The following is a 16,928-nucleotide window of genomic DNA, read 5'->3' as shown; positions in this document are numbered from 1 at the left end:
GTGAAGCTGTCAAGCACTTTGCGGGACCCCAAAAGAATGTAATGTGAACGAATCAGCCGCTTATGAGGCGTAATATATCATTATAAGTCACAGCAATCATCACCAGGAACAGCAGCGCAAAGCCTACGAAATGGACCATGCCTTCGCGGTTCGGGTCCACCGGCTTACCGCGCAGCGCCTCCACGCCGAGAAACACGAGCCGGCTTCCGTCAAGTGCAGGAATCGGCAGCAGGTTGAAGATCCCGAGATACAGGCTGAGAATAGCCGCCCAATAAGTCAAATATTGAATCCCCTGCTGGGCAATCTGCCCGGTCAGCTGGAAGGTTCCCACAGGTCCCGAGATATCATCCATATTGAACTTGTTGATCAGCTGCTTGAAGCCGATGAAGATCAGCTTCGTGGTATCCACCATGGCAGTCCCTGACTTGGTGATAGTCTCACCAACCCCGGCCTTGCGAGTAGGAAGCTCCGGAGTGATCCCGACTTTGCCGCCTTCCTCCCCTTCCATACTGCGGGGAATCATAGCTACATTAAGCGTTTCATCGCCGCGCTGCAGTGTCCATTTCATCTCTTTGCCTTTGGACGCGGAGGTGAGCGAGATCATCTTCTGGTAATCTCCACCGATAGTTTCGCCGTTAACGGCTACAACAATGTCGCCTTTCTGCAGACCGGCTTCCTGGGCCGGCATTCCTTCGCTTACATCGCCGATCTTCACATAGGTCGGATTCTCCACTTGGATACCGGCCATTTGCAGATGAAGTGCGAACAGCACAAAAGCCAGAATGAAGTTCATCACCGGACCGGCCAAAATTGCCACCGCGCGCTGACCTACGCTTTTACTGCCGAACTGGCGATCTTTGGGCGCGATCTGCGTCTGCTGGCTTCCCTTAATCATCATCGCCTGTGGATGTACGTCGTATGTGGTTACTTCACCATCCACATCGAGACGGATCTTCAGCTCATTCTCAAGATCCGTGAATTGCGCTTCACCGCGGATAACATTTCTGCGTGTATCAAGTGAATCCAGGTAAATATTCTTCACCTTATTATCCTGGCCCAGTCTGACCGCAATGGTCTGTCCGGGACCGATCTCAATCATTTCCGGATCCTCTCCGGCCATCCGGGCATATCCCCCAAACGGCAGCAGGCGAAGCGTGAACTGGGTTTCATTGCGTTTATAAGAAAACAGTTTCGGACCGAAACCGATAGCAAATTCCCTCACAAGAATTCCGGCGCGTTTGGCAAAATAATAATGTCCCCATTCATGGACGGTCACCAGAACAAAGAACATAAATACCGTCAAAAAAACGACTCTTACCATCTCCATTGCGAAACATTCCCCCCTTTAGGTGTAAGACCGAAGTATGTCCTCTTAATTTATCATTATTCCAAGGTAAGGCACAAGAGAATCAACAGTCCACCCCTATTTTTCAGGGCATAACAAATATTTTCGGAATACAAAATGCGCATTGTCCTCTTACAGCACAGCCGCAAGTTCCCGGGTCACCGTATCACAGTGCTGAATCTGCTCCAGATTCGGATGAGCCGCATTCTCATGGCGCTGAAGGACTTCATCAATAATCTCGTCAATCCGCAGGAACGGAATCTCGCCGCGCAGGAAGCGGGCAACGGCAATCTCATTCGCTGCATTGAAGGCAGTTGTAGCCGTACCTCCCATGGTGCCGCAGTCGATAGCCAGCTTCAGCGCAGGGAAGCGCTCATAGTCCATCTCACGGAAAGTGAGACTGGCTACTTTGGCCAGCGACAGCCGCTCAGCAGGCGACTGCCAGCGGTCCGGATAAGTGAGCGCATATTGAATCGGAACCCGCATATCCGGCGTTCCCAGCTGCGCAATGATACTGCTGTCACGGAATTCCACATAGGAGTGAATAATGCTCTCCGGATGCAGCAGCACATTAATCTGTTCATACGGGAGGGCAAACAGATGATGCGCTTCGATTACTTCCAGCCCTTTATTAACCATGGTTGCCGAATCAATCGTAATCTTAGCCCCCATGCTCCAATTCGGGTGGCGCAGCGCATCCTCTACAGTAACATTCTTAAGCTGTGAACGCGTATAATCACGGAAAGATCCGCCGGATGCTGTAATGGTAATCGAGGCCACATCTTCGCGGTTCTCACCGTTTAAGCATTGAAAAATAGCCGAATGCTCGCTGTCAACCGGCAGCAGCTTAACGCCTTTGCGGTCCGCCAGTTCTGTAACCAGGTGTCCGGCGGTCACCAGCGTTTCCTTGTTGGCCAGTCCAATATGTCTGCCGGCTTCAATAGCCGCCATTGTAGACTGCAGACCCACGCTGCCCACAAGGGCAGTCACAACAGTCTCTGCGTCACCGCCGGCGGCAATCTCCACCAGACCTTCACGTCCGCTGTAGAGCTCTACGCCGGCAGGCAGACTGGATCTGATCTCCGCAGCAAGCTCCGGTGTAGACACAGAAACGCGGCGCGGATGGAAGCGGCGGACCTGCTCCAGCAGCAGCCGGGTATTCGATCCCGCTGCCAGCCCGTCCACTACAAAGGCTTCCGGATGCATGGCCACGACATCGAGTGTCTGGGTGCCGACTGAACCCGTAGAGCCGAGAATACTGATTCTTTTCACAGTTGAAACCTTCTTCCTGTCGTTAATAGTAAGGCATCAGCATTACGATATGTACGAAAGGAAATACGATAATCCAGCTGTCACAGCGGTCCAGGATGCCTCCATGACCAGGCAGCAACGAGCCTGAATCCTTAATACCGTACACCCGTTTATAAGCAGACTGTACAAGATCTCCGAGCTGACCCAGAACGGCGCAGGAAACCCCGATAAGCAGTGCGCGTCCGATTGTCAGCAGATCAGGAACCAAAAGGGCAAAAACAATAGATATCACGGCTGAGATTAATACTCCGCCAAGGGCACCTTCGATAGTTTTATTAGGACTAATCGCCGGCCAGAGCTTATTACGTCCGAAGCTTCGGCCGACAAAATACGCTCCGGCATCACTTCCCCAGATGCAGCACAGCAGCAGAAACGTCCAGAGAAGCCCATGTCCATCTCCCGCACCGCGGGCGATAGCCATATAAGAGAAGCCCATCCCTATGTATACAATGCCGGTGAACATCAAAGCGGTGATCTTAATATCCAGCTTGTTCTTGCTGAAGACCGTAACCAGCAGAAATAACAGCATGAGCAGCCAGATTCCCTGCTCCCACGATAATAACTCGGAAGTCCCCAGCAGATTCCAGGGGATCATGAAGCATACTACGGACGCATAACCAAGTACAGCAGTCCCTCCGAAGGTTGCTGTACCTGTCATTTTTACAAATTCATAATAGCCGATGAGGGCCATGGCAGTCAGCAACAGCTGATACGGCCAGCCTCCCAAAAAGCACAAGCCCAAAAACAAGGCTCCGGCAACAATTCCGGTAATCAATCGCTGCTTCAAAGATTCCCATCTCCCATCAGGCTACTTCAATCCACCATAACGGCGTGTGCGGCGCTGATATTCCGCCACAGCCTGCATCAGATGTGTCTTGTCAAACTCCGGCCAGTACACATCTGTAAACCATAATTCACTGTAGGCAATCTGCCAGAGCATAAAGTTACTGAGGCGCATTTCGCCGCTCGTACGGATCAGCAGATCAGGGTCAGGCAGTCCGCCGGATAAGAGTCTGCTGTCAATCAGTGCTGAAGTAATCTCATCAGGTGTCAGAATACCTGCCTGGATATCCTTGCCCAAGCCGCGCATACAGTCTTCAATCTCTTTACGGCCACCATAGTTCAGTGCAAAATTAAGTATAAGTCCGGTATTACCTTCGGTCCGGGCAACCGCTTCTTCCATAGCCCTGCGGGTATGGGAAGGCAAAGCCTCGGTATCGCCCATTACACGTACCTGTACATTCTTCTCAATCAGTTCATCCAGTTCAATGGCCAGAAATTCCACAGGCAAGCGCATCAGGAAATCAACCTCATCCTTCGGCCGCTTCCAGTTCTCCGTGGAGAAAGCGTACATGGTCAAGAACTCTACTCCCAGGTCATTCGCCGCGATTGTCGCACGTTTGACCGCCTTCATCCCGTTCTGATGGCCCACAATACGGGGCAAGCCGCGCCGTTTCGCCCAGCGTCCGTTGCCATCCATAATTACAGCTACATGCCGGGGAATATTATCCGGTGAAATCTCGACTGGCTCCTGCCTGTCTTTACGGCTCAGCCATTCTTGAATCCGTTTGATCATTTCCGTTTCCTCCAAGCTCTTATCAGAAAGAGACAAACCCCACCATAGACGGAGGGGCCTGAAGTCTCTTGAATTTCATTATACTTCCATAATCTCTTTTTCTTTGGACAAGAGCACTTTATCGACTTCAGCTATGAACTTATCCGTTGATTTCTGGATATCTTCCTGATGTCCATGTGATTCGTCTTCCGAAATGCCGTTCTTCTCCATCTTCTTGATGTCATCGTTCGCATCGCGGCGGATGTTACGGATGGCTACCTTCGCTTCTTCACCGAACTTCTTAGTGAACTTTACAAGTTCACCGCGGCGTTCTTCAGTAAGCGGCGGAATGGACAAACGGATGATTGTACCGTCATTGGCAGGCGTAATCCCGATATCAGACTTCATTATCGCCCGCTCGATGTCAGACATCGATGTTTTGTCCCACGGCTGGATCAGCAGTGTCCGGGAATCCGGTGTGCTGATGTTAGCCAGCTGATTAAGAGGAGTCGGAGCACCGTAGTACTCCACTTGAATGCGATCCAGCAGTGACGTCGAAGCACGTCCTGCCCGCAGCGTAGCCAAATCGCGTTTTAGCGACAAAATCGCTTTTTCCATACGCTCTTCGGCATTTTTCTTCACCGATTGTGGCATTAATTTACACTCCCTTTAACAATCGTCCCGATCTTTTCGCCGAGAACGACACGTTTAATATTGCCTTGCTCTGTAATAGCAAACACAATGAGCGGTATATTATTATCCATGCAGAGAGAGGAAGCGGTGGAATCCATAACACCCAGATTCTTGTTCAGAATATCCATGTAAGTAAGCTGCTCGTATTTCACGGCAGTGCTGTCCTTGAACGGATCCGCGGAATAGACACCGTCTACTTTGTTCTTCGCCATCAGAATCACTTCGGCTTCAATCTCGGCCGCTCTGAGCGCTGCCGTTGTATCAGTCGAGAAGAACGGATTCCCTGTTCCTGCGGCAAAAATAACTACACGGCCCTTTTCCAGATGCCGGATTGCCCGGCGGCGGATATAAGGCTCAGCAATTTGCTGCATGGCAATGGAGGTCTGAACCCGTGTAGGGACATCAATCTGCTCCAGTGCATCCTGCAGTGCCAGCGAGTTCATGACGGTTGCCAGCATTCCCATATAATCCGCTGTCGCCCGGTCAATGCCGCTTGCACTTCCCGCGATTCCGCGCCAGATGTTACCTCCGCCGCACACAATGGCAACCTGAACTCCAAGCTCAACGACTTCCTTGACCTGCTCCGCGATGGAGATGATCGTTTCGGCATCGATGCCATAGCCATTCTGTCCGGCAAGTGATTCACCGCTAACCTTAAGGACTACTCTCTTAAATACCGGCTGTTCCAATTGTATACCCTCACTTTCTTACAAAAGACGGAACACTACGTGATATGTGTTCCGCTCTTTTGATGCTTGCCTTTATTCAGTTCTTATTACAAAATGCTTCTCAGCTATTATTGGTTCACTTGTGCCATTACTTCTTCAACAAAGTTATCGACTTTCTTCTCAAGACCTTCACCCAGTTCGTAACGAACGAAACGGCGGATGGAGATATTTTCGCCAATAGTGCTGATTTTTTCGTTCAGCAATTGGGAAATAGTCTTGTCTGGGTCTTTAACGAATGGCTGTTCAAGCAGGCAATATTCTTCATAGAACTTGCTGATGCGGCCTTCAACCATTTTTTCAACGATTTTTTCAGGCTTGCCTTCGTTCAGTGCCTGGTTCTTAAGAATTTCTTTTTCTTTTTCTACATCTGCAGCCGGCACTTCTTCACGGCGAACATACAGCGGGTTCGCTGCTGCGATTTGCATTGCGATATCGCGGGCGAAATCTTTGAAGGAATCTGTTTTACCTACAAAGTCAGTTTCGCAGTTGATTTCTACCAGAACGCCGATACGGCCGCCAGCGTGGATGTAAGATTCTACTGTACCTTCAGTAGCGATACGTCCAGCTTTGTTAGCTGCTGCGGACAAACCTTTTTCACGAAGCAATTCAGCTGCTTTTGTAATATCATTGTTTGCTTCTTCAAGTGCCTTTTTACAATCGAGCATTCCTGCTCCTGTTCTTTCACGAAGTTCCTTTACTGCCTTTGCATCTACTGCCATTGTTATTCCCTCCAGATAATTGTCGTTGTCATACGCGGGCTCAAGGCCCATTATCCTAAAAAAAGGGCAGTGAGAGGTTATCCACCTGCCAACCACCCTTTTCATTTAAGTTCTTGTTTATGTCCCGGATACTACTTAAGCAGTAGTTGTGTCTTCGCCCTGATGAGCTTCAACAACAGCGTCAGCCATTTTACCAGTCAAGAGCTTCACGGCGCGGATAGCGTCGTCATTGCCTGGAATTACGTAGTCGATTTCGTCCGGATCACAGTTAGTATCAACGATAGCTACGATAGGAATGCCCAATTTGCGAGCTTCTGCTACAGCAATACGCTCTTTACGCGGGTCAATGATGAACAGCGCGCTTGGAAGACCTTTCATGTTCTTGATACCGCCCAGGAATTTCTCAAGACGATCTTTCTCTTTGCGGAGAAGGATAACTTCTTTCTTAGGCAATACTGCGAAGGTACCGTCTTCTTCCCAAGCTTCCAATTTCTTCAGGCGGTCAATACGCTTCTGGATAGTCTGGAAGTTAGTCAGGGTACCACCCAGCCAACGTTGGTTAATGAAGAACATACCCGAACGTTCAGCTTCTTCTTTTACGGAATCCTGTGCTTGTTTCTTTGTTCCTACGAATAGGATTGTGCCGTTGTCGCCAGCGACGCTCTTTACAAAGTTGTAAGCTTCCTCTACCTTTTTGACTGTTTTCTGCAAGTCAATAATGTAAATTCCGTTTCTTTCAGTGAAGATATAACGATCCATCTTTGGATTCCAACGACGAGTCTGATGACCGAAGTGTACCCCAGCTTCGAGAAGCTGCTTCATGGAAATTACTGCCATCTTCACACACCTCCTAATTTTGGTTTATTGTGTGTCTCCTCCGCCGCGCGTCATCTTTCTACAAGACTTTCTTCAGAAGAAAGCACCTCTTGTCGAAATCAACCGGCGTGTGTTTTAACACCGTCAATTACTATACCATATTAAAACATTCTATGCAACGATTACTGTGAATTTATAAAATTCTTATCCAAAAACACTTATTTCTTCACAGTAATCAGCTTATCAATAATAGAGTCCATGCTCTCTCCCTTGGCAAAACTGTAGCTGCCGTATTGGATAATCTTGTTCACTTTACGGCTGTTCGCCTTCTTAAGAAACTCCGCTTTATCTTGAATAACTCCGGCTTCGCTTAGCACATCAGCAGTTTGGGCGAGTGTAATTCCTGTAGGAATCCGCACAGAAATATCGCCGTTCACTGCAACCGCAGGCGCTTCCGGACTGGCTGGAGCTACAATACCCGTGTCTGCAGCACTGCTCTCCGGCTGTACTGGCGCTGACGGCTTGCCGGGAGTCACAGCTGCACTCGGCTCCACTGCGGCTTTAGGTGTGGCCGCAGGAGCCGGAGAAGCAGTTGCCGCCTCCTCTGCGGGGACCTGGGAAGACTCGGGCGTTCCCGCAGAAGTGCCTTCCTGTGCTTCCTCTTCCCCGCTGGCCGCCCCTTCATCTGCGGACTGCACATGATCCACCACGGTCAAATTCAGTCGCTCCGCTTCCTTGATCAGCTGTTCTTTGGTGAGCGGAGTAGCCTTCCCGGCCATCATCAGCTGCAGCAGCAGTGCGCCGGCAATCAGACCGATGCCTAACCCGAGCATGAAGAACCGGTTCTTGATCATACCGATTCCTCCTGATGGGCCAACTGCAGAATCAGCTGGACCTCGCCCCGCTGGAGACCTGCAGTCTTGGCGATAGAATCTATCGATTTGCCTTGTTCATGCAGTTCGAACAATCGCGGATATCTCAGCTTTATGGAGCTGACCGGCTTTTGCCTGGCAGGCTGAATTTCAGCTTCAGCAGTTGGGGCTGCAGAAGCATTCTCCGCAGACTGGGCAGCCGAAGGCTCCCTTGAGAAGGTTGCGGCAAGCTGAAGCAGGCCTTTCTCTTCAGCGGTCAGCCGGGCATCCAGAAGCAGCAGGCTCTTACTAAGCTCAGCCACCTGCTCACGCAGTGTGCCAATCTCTTCCTGCAGGGCTGTTTTGTTACTCTGCGACTGCGCTTTGATGCTGCCGACCAGCTGAAGCAGTTCTGTATTCTCATGTTCGATATCTGCCATATACAACTCCAGCGCGGCCTCCGTCTCCTTGAGGCTCTTCTTCTCATCCGAGTCTTCCTTGCTGGCCTTTGCCGGCAGTCTCAGGGCATAAACGATAGCGACAGCGCCTACCAGCACGATATATACCCATGGGTCCAAGTGTCTAATCTCCTTTTACATTCAATTCATAGAAGCTTACTCTTTCAATAGTTTAACTGGACTCAAAGACTGAAATCTATCCGGTGTCCCTTATAAGGATGCTCGGCATCGTGGACGGTCTCCGGCTTCCTTGGCTGACGCGGATCAGCGTGACTGTCCGGCTGCTTCTCCTTACCCCCGTCCCGCAGTGCTGATTCCGAAGATTCGTCCACCTCACTGCTGCGCATGGCGATTTCCTGGCTATGCTTGACGTTCTGGCCTGCCAATTGCTGCTGGTCAAGCGCCGGACGCTGCTGCTGGCTGTTCTGAACTTTAGCCGCATCATGTGTCCGGGGCAGGGCGATTTGCAGTTCCACCGGTTTCAGACTCATCAGATCTCATCTCCCATAGTCCATATAGAATCAAGGAATAGCAGGCCGCTCCCGCTGCCTGCCTGCTTAAATGTACGGTATTATCGATATATCCCCTTCACTGTAAACAAAGGATACCCGTTCTGTAGGATCTTTAACGAATCTGGTATACCTGCCAATAACAATCTTTGATCCTCCATAGATTGTTTTGATCACATCCACCCGTGCCCTGCCTGTATCCTCAAGCATCCGCTCAATCTCGAGTACGCGTTCCTTGATTCTCTTTTCATCACGCATATGGGATTGCTTGGTCGCATTGAGCTTCACGCGGAGCGCCACCTTATCCGGGGAAAGCTGACCGTTGTTCGCCAACTGATTGAGAAGGTATAATGCCTTATTGGTCTTGTCTTCATTCTCAAGAAGGTGACGCAATTCCTGGCGCAGCTCATTAATCTCATTTCTCAGCTCGGGAACAACGCCCACCTCAACCGCTGTAGCCGTCGACATTGTATTGCCGATGGTCCGTGCGACAACTTTATCGCCTGCCTGTACTATCCCGCCTACAATCAAACCTTTGGCACCGTTGCAGAGCACATCACGGCCTGCGCGGATGTTGGAATGCATAATGCTTTGCGAGACAATTACATCTTCTCCGGCCACCACATTGCCATCCTGGATAAATGAGACTTTGACATTTTTCCCGGCGCTTACGAGGCCTTTGTTATAGCCGATAATTCCGCCGGTAATTTCGATGGAGCCGCCGGATATCAGCTCAGCACCTTCCACCCCGCCAACCACTCGGATATCTCCGGCGGATTTGACGGTGAAGCCGGTAAGCACGTTGCCGCGAATGACAACCGTCCCGACAAAATCAATATTCCCTGTACTGTAATCCACATCACCATTGACCTCATATACAGGAAATACATTGATCTTGCCCTTGTCTGTCAGCGTAACCAATCCATCTATCGCCGAATACATCGAGGTCTCTTCCTGATCCACCAGTACATTCTTGCCAACTTTGAAATGGGCTTGCTTCCCTGCTCTATACGGAAGCTCCTCCCCCGTTACTGTCTTTCCGCTTACACCATTCTCTGCCGGTATGATTCTGGCTATAAGCTGACCCTTCCTCACATTGTGAAGCCGGACCAGATCCTTATAGTCAACCTTGCCATCTTCTTTCTCCAGCGGCTTACGGTCTTCCTCCAGATCTACGGTCAGTACCATCTGTCCATCCTTGCCGTTGACAGCAGGCTGGCCGATTGCGATCGGCACCCTGTTCCAGAAATATTCTTCCGGGTTGCTGCAGATCCGCTGAACAATATCCCGCTGGATGCCAAATCGAATGTTGTGACTGACCAGGAAGCTTTCAAGATCTTCAATTGTACAGGAGAAATTCTCATCCTTCTTGATGAACTGGAGGTAAGCAACCCCTTTATCATCCGAAAACGTAATACTCAGGTATTGGCCCAAAACATATTGACCGATCAAATTCTGCTCCCCCTTGTCACCGGCGCCCGGTTAATCATTTTGCATAAGAAGATCACGGTTCTTCTCAAGTGTTCCTCTTAGCCGCAAAATAGCCTTCGAATGAAGCTGTGAGATCCGCGAAGGAGAGAGTGACATCACTTCAGCAATCTCGCTCAAAGATAAATCCTCATAATATAAAAGGGACACAACGGTCCGTTCTTTCACTGTTAATTTCTCGATGCCTTTAGTCAGCGTATCGCGCAGATAAAACTCATTCACTTTGCGGTCCGGATTCTTAGCCTTATCATCCACCAGAATAGACATCCGTGTCTCTGATTCTTCCTCACGGATAGGATCTTCTAACGAGCAGAGCGACATAACAGCAACATCCTGCAGCATAGTCTGAAACTCCGTTTCAGTAATGTTCAGATACTGGCTCATTTCATCGTCACTAACGGATCTCAAATACTTCTGTTCCAGCTGCTGGTAGGCATCCTCGATTTTTTTCGCTTTTTCGCGCACTGATCTGGGAACCCAGTCACTTTGCCGCAGAGAGTCAAGGATCGCTCCTCTTACCCGCCAGGAAGCATAGGTCTGAAATTGCAGTCCCCGCTTGTAGTCGAATTTCTCGATGGCATCAATCAGTCCCATCACACCATTGCTGGCCAAGTCATCTTTGGATACATTTTTGGGCAGTCCCACTGCCAGACGGCTGGATACGTAATCTACAATATGGAGATAACTCTCAATCAGCTTTTTTTTGGCCTCAGGATCACCTTGCTCTTTCCATTGCTCCCATAGTCCATCTGTTTCTGACTGAGCAGCTTTATGCTCGTTCAACGGCTTTCACCCTTCCCAAAGTTTAGTCAGCGGGTACCACGCGGCGCAAGATTACGGACTTTCGCCGCAGCACTCGCTTATTCTTCTTTCAGGTGACGAACGGCCTTGGCCAATTCTTCAGGATCTTTCATAGAGACCAGTTTTGGAGGCTGCAGAGGTGTGAAACCACTCAAGTCCACACTTCCCGCTTCCGGCTTCGGTGTCAGCAGGTCCTTCAATTCCTGATCCTCTTCCGGTGTCTGAATATCAAGCTTGGCACCAAGTGCCTCACCGTTATCTTCAAGTCCGGCTTCAAGGTCTGAAGATTCAGAGGATTTCCCAATAATAACACCCAATACCCATCTTAGAAGGAAAGCAAGCACAAACCAGATAATAAACCCATATATTCCCCGGATCAGGCTGGTTCCTACTAAATTATGTCCGTAGTTTGTAAGAAAAGTAAATAGAAATCCAATCAACCCGAGCCCTGTGCTTAATATTATCTTCTTGTTCATGGTTATATTTCCTTTGGGCCTTTTTGAACGCTGCGGATAAAGAGCACCCCGGTATTGCAGGCGATTTCTATCGTACGTCCATAATTGCCACCCGTGTCCTCCGCGATCAGCGGAATGTTCAATGCGTCCAATGCTAGTTTGCAGGATTCCACATTACGAGGCCCGATCCTCATGGTGTCACTCCCCCCGGCAAATGCGAACATCTGCGAGCCTCCGGCCATCTTGGCCACAATCCGGCTCCGGACCGCCCCTAGCGCCAGCAGGCGGGATAAAAGCTCAGGCACGGCGGTATCGGCAAACTTGGCAATATTCAGCTGTCCTTCCCGGGCAATATCTGACGAGGGCAGCATGACATGTGCCATGCCTGCAAGTCTTTTGCCGGGATCAAACAGTGTCAGGCCAACACAGGAACCAAGACCGGTCGTACGGATAAGACTGTCCTGGCTGCCTATGTTAAGATCCGCCATGCCTACTTTAATAATGCTCTGTTCTTCAATCATTATCAAACGGTACTCCTAATGCCTTGAATATTTTGGGGAATGATTCGGGATCGGGAATAAGGAAAAATTGTCCTTCAATCTCATTTTGGCCTTCCAGGAACGTCGTATCGATGAGCAGCGCATCATCACCCATCTGACCGAACTGCAGCAGCCCGTATCCAAGAATCGCCCCGGCCATATCCATAGCAAGCGCCGGCACTGTCGGATACATGGAGAGTGAGGTAAAGTCAGCCAGTGATGAAAGGTAGGAACCGGCAAGGATATTGCCGATTTCGCTCAGAGCGGATAACTCCATTTCACTGAGTTCTTCACCGCCTGAAATCTCAATTCCGGCAATCCGGCTGAGCAGGTTGGTCGCTGCTTCCGGAGAGAGAATGAAGAACAGGTTGCCCGGAGCTTCACCTTCTACACGGAGGAATACAGCATACACCAGTTCTTCAGCTCCGCCGACCTTATCGGTAATCTCCTCAAAACTGAGAAGCTGCACCTTGGGTACAGCCATATCAATCGGCTTATTCAGCAGCTGAGATAACGCGGTGGCGGCGTTGCCGGCTCCAATATTCCCGACTTCTTTCAGCACATCCATTTTGAAATCCTTGAAGTTTTTGAATAGCTCCACTGGCTAGCCCTCCAGGCTTTCCAGTTGCACGATTTCGCCCTTGTTCAGCACTTCGGACAAGTTAAGCATAATCAGCAGACGGTCTTCTCCAATTTTGGCCACCCCGTCCAGATACTTCGCTTTGATCCCGCCAACAACATCCGGTGGTGTATCAATAATGTTACGGTTCAAATCAATAACATCATTCGCAGAATCGACGATGAAGCCTACTTCCATCTCATTCACATTCACAATAATGATCCGGGTCTGGTCTGTATGCTCTGCTTCCTCAATACTGAAACGGCCGCGCAGATCAATAACGGGGATGACTACACCACGCAGATTGATTACACCTTTGATAAACGAATAGGTCTTGGGCACGCGGGTAATGGGCATCATACGCTCGATAGTCTGGACCTTCTCCACTTCAATGCCGTATTCTTCAGTGCCAAGCTTAAATACTATGACTTTGATATCTTCAGCCATGGAATGAACCTCCCTGTTCTATCCTGATTATTTAATAAAAGCATTTGGATCGATAATAAGTGCGACTTGTCCATCACCAAGAATGGTGGCTCCGGAAATTCCTTGAACATCAGGCAGATACTTGCCCAGATTCTTGATGACAATCTCATTCTGCCCGATAAAGTCTTGAACCGCCAAGGCAACCAGGCGCTCTCCCTTACGTACAACCACAATCTCTGTTTCCTCTTCGGTGCTTTCATCATAGTCCGGAATAGAAAAGATCTTGCTCAGTGAAACGAGCGGAATATGGCTGCCCCGGAATTCCAGCATTCTGTTACCGTGAATGGTACGGATCTGAGACTGTTTGACAATCCCAGTCTCTACTATGGAAGAGAGCGGAATTGCATATTTCTCTGAACCCAGACGAACCAGCATGGCTGCGATAATCGACAGGGTCAGCGGGAGCTGAACGGAGAAGTTCGTCCCTTTACCTGGTGTAGAGTAAATGGTGACGTTGCCGCCCAGTGAGGAGATCTTTGCTTTGACTACATCCAGACCGACGCCGCGGCCCGATACGTCAGAGATCACCTCTGCGGTACTGAAGCCCGGTGCAAACAGAAGCTGATACGCTTCATCATCAGACATCGCATTGGCCTGCTCCTGGGTAATGGCGCCTTTCTTAACTGCAGACCCCAGAATCTTCTTCGGATAGATGCCCCTACCGTCTTCTTCAATCTCAATAAAGACATGGTTGCCGCTATGGAAAGCACGGAGGTGGACGGTCCCTGTCTCCGGCTTGCCGGCAGCGACACGGTCTGCTATGGACTCAACACCGTGGTCTACTGCATTACGCAGCAAATGCACAAGCGGATCACCAATCTCATCAATTACGGTACGGTCCAGCTCTGTTTCAGCACCGGTAACGATCAGATCAACTTTCTTGTCAAGCGATTTGGCGAGATCGCGCACCATCCGCGGGAACCGGTTAAATACGGTATCCACCGGCACCATGCGCAGCTTCATCACTATGTTCTGCAGATCCCCGCTGACCCGGCCCATATGTTCAACCGTTTCGGTAAGATCCCCGTTCTGCACTTCGGAAGCCAGCTGTTCCAGCCGAACGCGGTCAATGAGCAGCTCACTGAACAGATTCATGAGTACATCCAGACGCTCGATGTCCACACGGATCGTGCGGGAAGGAGAAGGCGCTCCGCCTGCTCTGGCCGGTGCTGCCTTACTCTCTTCCTTGCCATGTGCGGAAGCAGCCGGTGAAGCATTAGAGGCAGCAGGAGCAGCCTCCGGCGCCGGAGCAGAGGCAGGCGCTTCTGCGGTAGCTGCAACACTTTCCTGCCCCATCTGACGCAGGGATTCCTGATCAAGTGCTACGGCTGTAACCGTATCGATCTCCGACAAATTCAGGATCATCTTCTGAATTTCACTGGCATCCTTTTGGGTTATGTAGTAGAGGGAGAATCCGTAATCGAATTTCTCCTGCTCTATGTCCTGAACCGAAGGGAAGGACTTAACAACTTCTCCTGAACGCTCCAGAAGGTCGAAGACCATATATGCACGCACTGCCTTGAGCTGACAGTCCTTGCGGATAGCAACATCAACGTACAGAACCTGATGGCCTTCCTGCAGCGACTGCTCCAGCACAGAGTACTGGAATTCATCCAGAAACACCTGGGCATCCGTGGCATTGCCGGCAGCAGCCGCCGTGACTTCTGCAGCAGCTCCGCCGGCGGCAGCGGGAACCTCTCCCCGGACGATAGCCTGGAGGGAGGTTACAATTGCCGATACATCAGCCTTACCCTCTCCTCCGCCTGTGATGTCCTCCACCATGGATTCCAGAGCATCAATACTCTTGAACAGGGTGTCAAAAATGAAATCCTGCATCCGCAGTTTATTGTTACGCACGAGATCAAGCACATTCTCCATTTGGTGCGTAAGCGAAGCCAAATCCTCAAAACCCATTGTAGCCGCCATACCTTTCAAGGTATGGGCAGAGCGGAAAATCACCTGGACAATACTCAGATCTTCAGGATTTGCTTCCAGCCCCATCATGCTTTCGTTCAATGACTGCAGATGATCATTTGACTCATCAATAAACATGGATAAATATTGGTTCATGTCCACTAACGAGCACCTCCCCTTCGAGTTCGCTTTTCCTTTATTTTACGGCTTGCACCAGCCTTGGAGCAATTTCTTGCAAAGGCAGGACATGTTTCACGCACTGTAGCTCCACTGCTGACCGCGGCATTCCGTAAACGACACAGGTCTCTTCACTCTCGGCAAAGGTTGACGTCACACCCGAGTCATAGAGTGCCTTCATCATACGAGCCCCGTCGCTGCCCATCCCGGTCATAATGACCGCATGACGTTCAAGCGAGGTAAGCTGCAGTACCGATTCGAACAGCGTATCTACAGAAGGCCGATGTCCGTTGCGCGCTTCTTCCTTGGTAAGCTCAATCACATATTGGCCACCGGCCGCCGGAGCAACCTTCAGATGATATCCGCCGGGAGCAATATACGCAGCCCCCTGCCGCAGAACCATGCCATGCTCCGCTTCAGCAACCTCCAGTGCGCTGAAGGTATTCAGCCGCTGGGCCAGCGATTTGGTGAAATTAGGCGGCATATGCTGAACAATGACAATCGGTGCCGGAAAATCACCGGGAATGTTCTCCAGGAACGCCTTCAGCGCCCGGGGACCGCCGGTAGAGCATCCTACAGCAACCAGCTTGCGCAGACCCCTGTTTCCGTTCACAGGGCCTGCATGCGCTACAGGAGGATCAATGAAGCCTCCTGCGGCCGTCTCAGCGGCAGCAGCCCGCAGATCAGGCAATACTGCTCCCGCATCCCCTCGGATCCGGCTTCTGAAGCGTCCGGAGGCAGGTGGTGGCACTACCGGAGCCGGCTTGCCCAGCCGCTTCGTAACTTCACTGCCAGGGCCTTTCACTGGCGGATTCTTGTCTGCCGCCAGCTCCAGAGGTGCTTTCCCTTTTGGCTTCAGTGTACTCTGGACCGGCTTGCGCAGGGATTCCGTTTCTTTCTTCAGCGGCTCTGCCTTCCGTTTCACTGGTTCTATGACCGTTCGCGGAGCAGGAGGCGGCGCTGGCAGAACCGTCTGATCAACAGGCGGCAGTTCAGGAGCCTTGTGAGCAGAAGCGCGTGCTTCACGCTGTTCGCGCGCCAGCATGGCTTCCTTCATCTGCTCACGGAGTGACTCCCCGACTGCGATAATATCCTGGGAGTTTGAAATGGACGGCTTTCGGATGAAATCGAAAGCCCCCCATTCCAAAGCCAGAATGGTTTCCTTCATCCCCTCTTCATTAATGCCTGACAGCATAATGACTGGAAGCGGCCGCTGGGCCATTATTATTTTCAGCGCCTCCAGACCATTCATCTCCGGCATTTCCACATCCATGGTTACCAGATCCGGCCGGAGCTCATTCACTTTCTCGATAGCTTCACGGCCGTTGGACGCCGTCGCTGTAACCTGAAAGTCAGGATCATTTTCAATTAAATCGGAAATGATTTTACGCATAAAAGCGGAATCATCAACGACCAAAACCTTGTATGGCCTCATAGCATTTCCACCTCTGTCCCTCAAATTCA

General features: G+C 50.6%; 19 protein-coding genes. All 19 read right to left on the bottom strand.

Features of this window, described 5'->3' with window-relative positions:
- Positions 1-52: 52 nt before the first annotated feature.
- The 19 genes from rseP to NSQ73_RS12105 all read right to left on the bottom strand — a co-directional run bounded on the left by rseP (position 53) and on the right by NSQ73_RS12105 (position 16,899).
- A complete protein-coding gene (rseP, locus tag NSQ73_RS12195; protein ID WP_042138122.1) occupies positions 53-1,327 on the bottom strand; it encodes an RIP metalloprotease RseP in 1,275 nt (424 codons plus the stop codon).
- Positions 1,328-1,477: 150 nt separating this feature from the next.
- The gene (locus NSQ73_RS12190) at positions 1,478-2,617 is read right to left on the bottom strand and encodes a 1-deoxy-D-xylulose-5-phosphate reductoisomerase (RefSeq protein ID WP_340986610.1); all 1,140 of its coding nucleotides are present in this window, start codon (positions 2,615-2,617) and stop codon (positions 1,478-1,480) included.
- Positions 2,618-2,639: 22 nt separating this feature from the next.
- Positions 2,640-3,443, bottom strand: a complete 804-nt coding sequence (locus NSQ73_RS12185) for a phosphatidate cytidylyltransferase (RefSeq protein WP_039295255.1) — start codon at positions 3,441-3,443, stop codon at positions 2,640-2,642.
- A gap of 21 nt (positions 3,444-3,464) precedes the next feature.
- Positions 3,465-4,232 (bottom strand): isoprenyl transferase, encoded by a 768-nt coding sequence (locus NSQ73_RS12180; protein ID WP_039295253.1) that lies wholly within the window; start codon positions 4,230-4,232, stop codon positions 3,465-3,467.
- Positions 4,233-4,310: 78 nt separating this feature from the next.
- Positions 4,311-4,865, bottom strand: a complete 555-nt coding sequence (gene frr, locus NSQ73_RS12175) for a ribosome recycling factor (protein ID WP_039295250.1) — start codon at positions 4,863-4,865, stop codon at positions 4,311-4,313.
- Positions 4,865-5,593, bottom strand: a complete 729-nt coding sequence (pyrH, locus tag NSQ73_RS12170; protein ID WP_039295247.1) for a UMP kinase — start codon at positions 5,591-5,593, stop codon at positions 4,865-4,867. Before pyrH ends, frr begins: the two co-directional genes overlap by 1 nt.
- 107 nt (positions 5,594-5,700) lie before the next feature.
- Positions 5,701-6,351: a translation elongation factor Ts gene (tsf, locus tag NSQ73_RS12165; protein ID WP_039295244.1), complete on the bottom strand. Its 651-nt coding sequence runs from the start codon at positions 6,349-6,351 to the stop codon at positions 5,701-5,703.
- 135 nt (positions 6,352-6,486) lie between these two features.
- Positions 6,487-7,188, bottom strand: coding sequence for a 30S ribosomal protein S2 (gene rpsB / locus NSQ73_RS12160; protein WP_036692565.1), 702 nt, complete (start codon positions 7,186-7,188; stop codon positions 6,487-6,489).
- A gap of 197 nt (positions 7,189-7,385) precedes the next feature.
- Positions 7,386-8,021: a hypothetical protein gene (locus tag NSQ73_RS12155; protein WP_340986608.1), complete on the bottom strand. Its 636-nt coding sequence runs from the start codon at positions 8,019-8,021 to the stop codon at positions 7,386-7,388.
- Positions 8,018-8,596, bottom strand: a complete 579-nt coding sequence (locus NSQ73_RS12150; protein WP_042138129.1) for a hypothetical protein — start codon at positions 8,594-8,596, stop codon at positions 8,018-8,020. The genes NSQ73_RS12155 and NSQ73_RS12150 overlap by 4 nt, the downstream gene beginning before the upstream one ends.
- A 62-nt stretch (positions 8,597-8,658) precedes the next feature.
- On the bottom strand, positions 8,659-8,967 hold the full coding sequence (locus tag NSQ73_RS12145; protein ID WP_340944805.1) for a hypothetical protein: 309 nt from the start codon (positions 8,965-8,967) through the stop codon (positions 8,659-8,661).
- Positions 8,968-9,033: 66 nt separating this feature from the next.
- Positions 9,034-10,437 (bottom strand): DUF342 domain-containing protein, encoded by a 1,404-nt coding sequence (locus NSQ73_RS12140; protein ID WP_171716076.1) that lies wholly within the window; start codon positions 10,435-10,437, stop codon positions 9,034-9,036.
- 30 nt (positions 10,438-10,467) lie between these two features.
- The gene (locus tag NSQ73_RS12135; protein WP_042138136.1) at positions 10,468-11,256 is read right to left on the bottom strand and encodes a FliA/WhiG family RNA polymerase sigma factor; all 789 of its coding nucleotides are present in this window, start codon (positions 11,254-11,256) and stop codon (positions 10,468-10,470) included.
- 77 nt (positions 11,257-11,333) lie between these two features.
- Positions 11,334-11,750 (bottom strand): hypothetical protein, encoded by a 417-nt coding sequence (locus NSQ73_RS12130; protein WP_340986607.1) that lies wholly within the window; start codon positions 11,748-11,750, stop codon positions 11,334-11,336.
- 2 nt (positions 11,751-11,752) lie between these two features.
- Positions 11,753-12,250, bottom strand: a complete 498-nt coding sequence (locus NSQ73_RS12125) for a chemotaxis protein CheD (protein ID WP_042138138.1) — start codon at positions 12,248-12,250, stop codon at positions 11,753-11,755.
- Complete coding sequence (locus NSQ73_RS12120) at positions 12,243-12,836, bottom strand: chemotaxis protein CheC (protein WP_216626453.1); 594 nt, start codon at positions 12,834-12,836, stop codon at positions 12,243-12,245. Before NSQ73_RS12120 ends, NSQ73_RS12125 begins: the two co-directional genes overlap by 8 nt.
- A 36-nt stretch (positions 12,837-12,872) precedes the next feature.
- Positions 12,873-13,334, bottom strand: a complete 462-nt coding sequence (locus tag NSQ73_RS12115) for a chemotaxis protein CheW (protein WP_340986606.1) — start codon at positions 13,332-13,334, stop codon at positions 12,873-12,875.
- 27 nt (positions 13,335-13,361) lie between these two features.
- Positions 13,362-15,449, bottom strand: a complete 2,088-nt coding sequence (locus NSQ73_RS12110; protein WP_340986605.1) for a chemotaxis protein CheA — start codon at positions 15,447-15,449, stop codon at positions 13,362-13,364.
- Positions 15,450-15,483: 34 nt separating this feature from the next.
- Positions 15,484-16,899 carry a protein-glutamate methylesterase/protein-glutamine glutaminase gene (locus tag NSQ73_RS12105; RefSeq protein ID WP_340986604.1) on the bottom strand — a complete coding sequence of 472 codons (1,416 nt, stop codon included), beginning with the start codon at positions 16,897-16,899 and terminating at the stop codon, positions 15,484-15,486.
- Between the last annotated feature and the right edge of the window lie 29 nt (positions 16,900-16,928).

Origin of the sequence: Paenibacillus sp. FSL R10-2736, assembly GCF_038000245.1 — a bacterium.
GTDB lineage: Bacteria > Bacillota > Bacilli > Paenibacillales > Paenibacillaceae > Paenibacillus_AQ > Paenibacillus_AQ phytohabitans.
This window is presented reverse-complemented; position numbering and strand designations above follow the sequence as displayed.

Excerpts from the sequence above, each read along its gene's own strand:
- rseP (WP_042138122.1), bottom strand. The coding sequence starts at position 1,327 with ATGGAGATGGTAAGAGTCGTTTTTTTGACGGTATTTATGTTCTTTGTT.
- NSQ73_RS12180 (WP_039295253.1), bottom strand. The coding sequence starts at position 4,232 with ATGATCAAACGGATTCAAGAATGGCTGAGCCGTAAAGACAGGCAGGAG.
- frr (WP_039295250.1), bottom strand. The coding sequence starts at position 4,865 with ATGCCACAATCGGTGAAGAAAAATGCCGAAGAGCGTATGGAAAAAGCG.
- tsf (WP_039295244.1), bottom strand. The coding sequence starts at position 6,351 with ATGGCAGTAGATGCAAAGGCAGTAAAGGAACTTCGTGAAAGAACAGGA.
- rpsB (WP_036692565.1), bottom strand. The coding sequence starts at position 7,188 with ATGGCAGTAATTTCCATGAAGCAGCTTCTCGAAGCTGGGGTACACTTC.
- NSQ73_RS12155 (WP_340986608.1), bottom strand. The coding sequence starts at position 8,021 with ATGATCAAGAACCGGTTCTTCATGCTCGGGTTAGGCATCGGTCTGATT.
- NSQ73_RS12145 (WP_340944805.1), bottom strand. The coding sequence starts at position 8,967 with ATGAGTCTGAAACCGGTGGAACTGCAAATCGCCCTGCCCCGGACACAT.
- NSQ73_RS12130 (WP_340986607.1), bottom strand. The coding sequence starts at position 11,750 with ATGAACAAGAAGATAATATTAAGCACAGGGCTCGGGTTGATTGGATTT.
- NSQ73_RS12125 (WP_042138138.1), bottom strand. The coding sequence starts at position 12,250 with ATGATTGAAGAACAGAGCATTATTAAAGTAGGCATGGCGGATCTTAAC.
- NSQ73_RS12120 (WP_216626453.1), bottom strand. The coding sequence starts at position 12,836 with ATGGATGTGCTGAAAGAAGTCGGGAATATTGGAGCCGGCAACGCCGCC.
- NSQ73_RS12115 (WP_340986606.1), bottom strand. The coding sequence starts at position 13,334 with ATGGCTGAAGATATCAAAGTCATAGTATTTAAGCTTGGCACTGAAGAA.
- NSQ73_RS12105 (WP_340986604.1), bottom strand. The coding sequence starts at position 16,899 with ATGAGGCCATACAAGGTTTTGGTCGTTGATGATTCCGCTTTTATGCGT.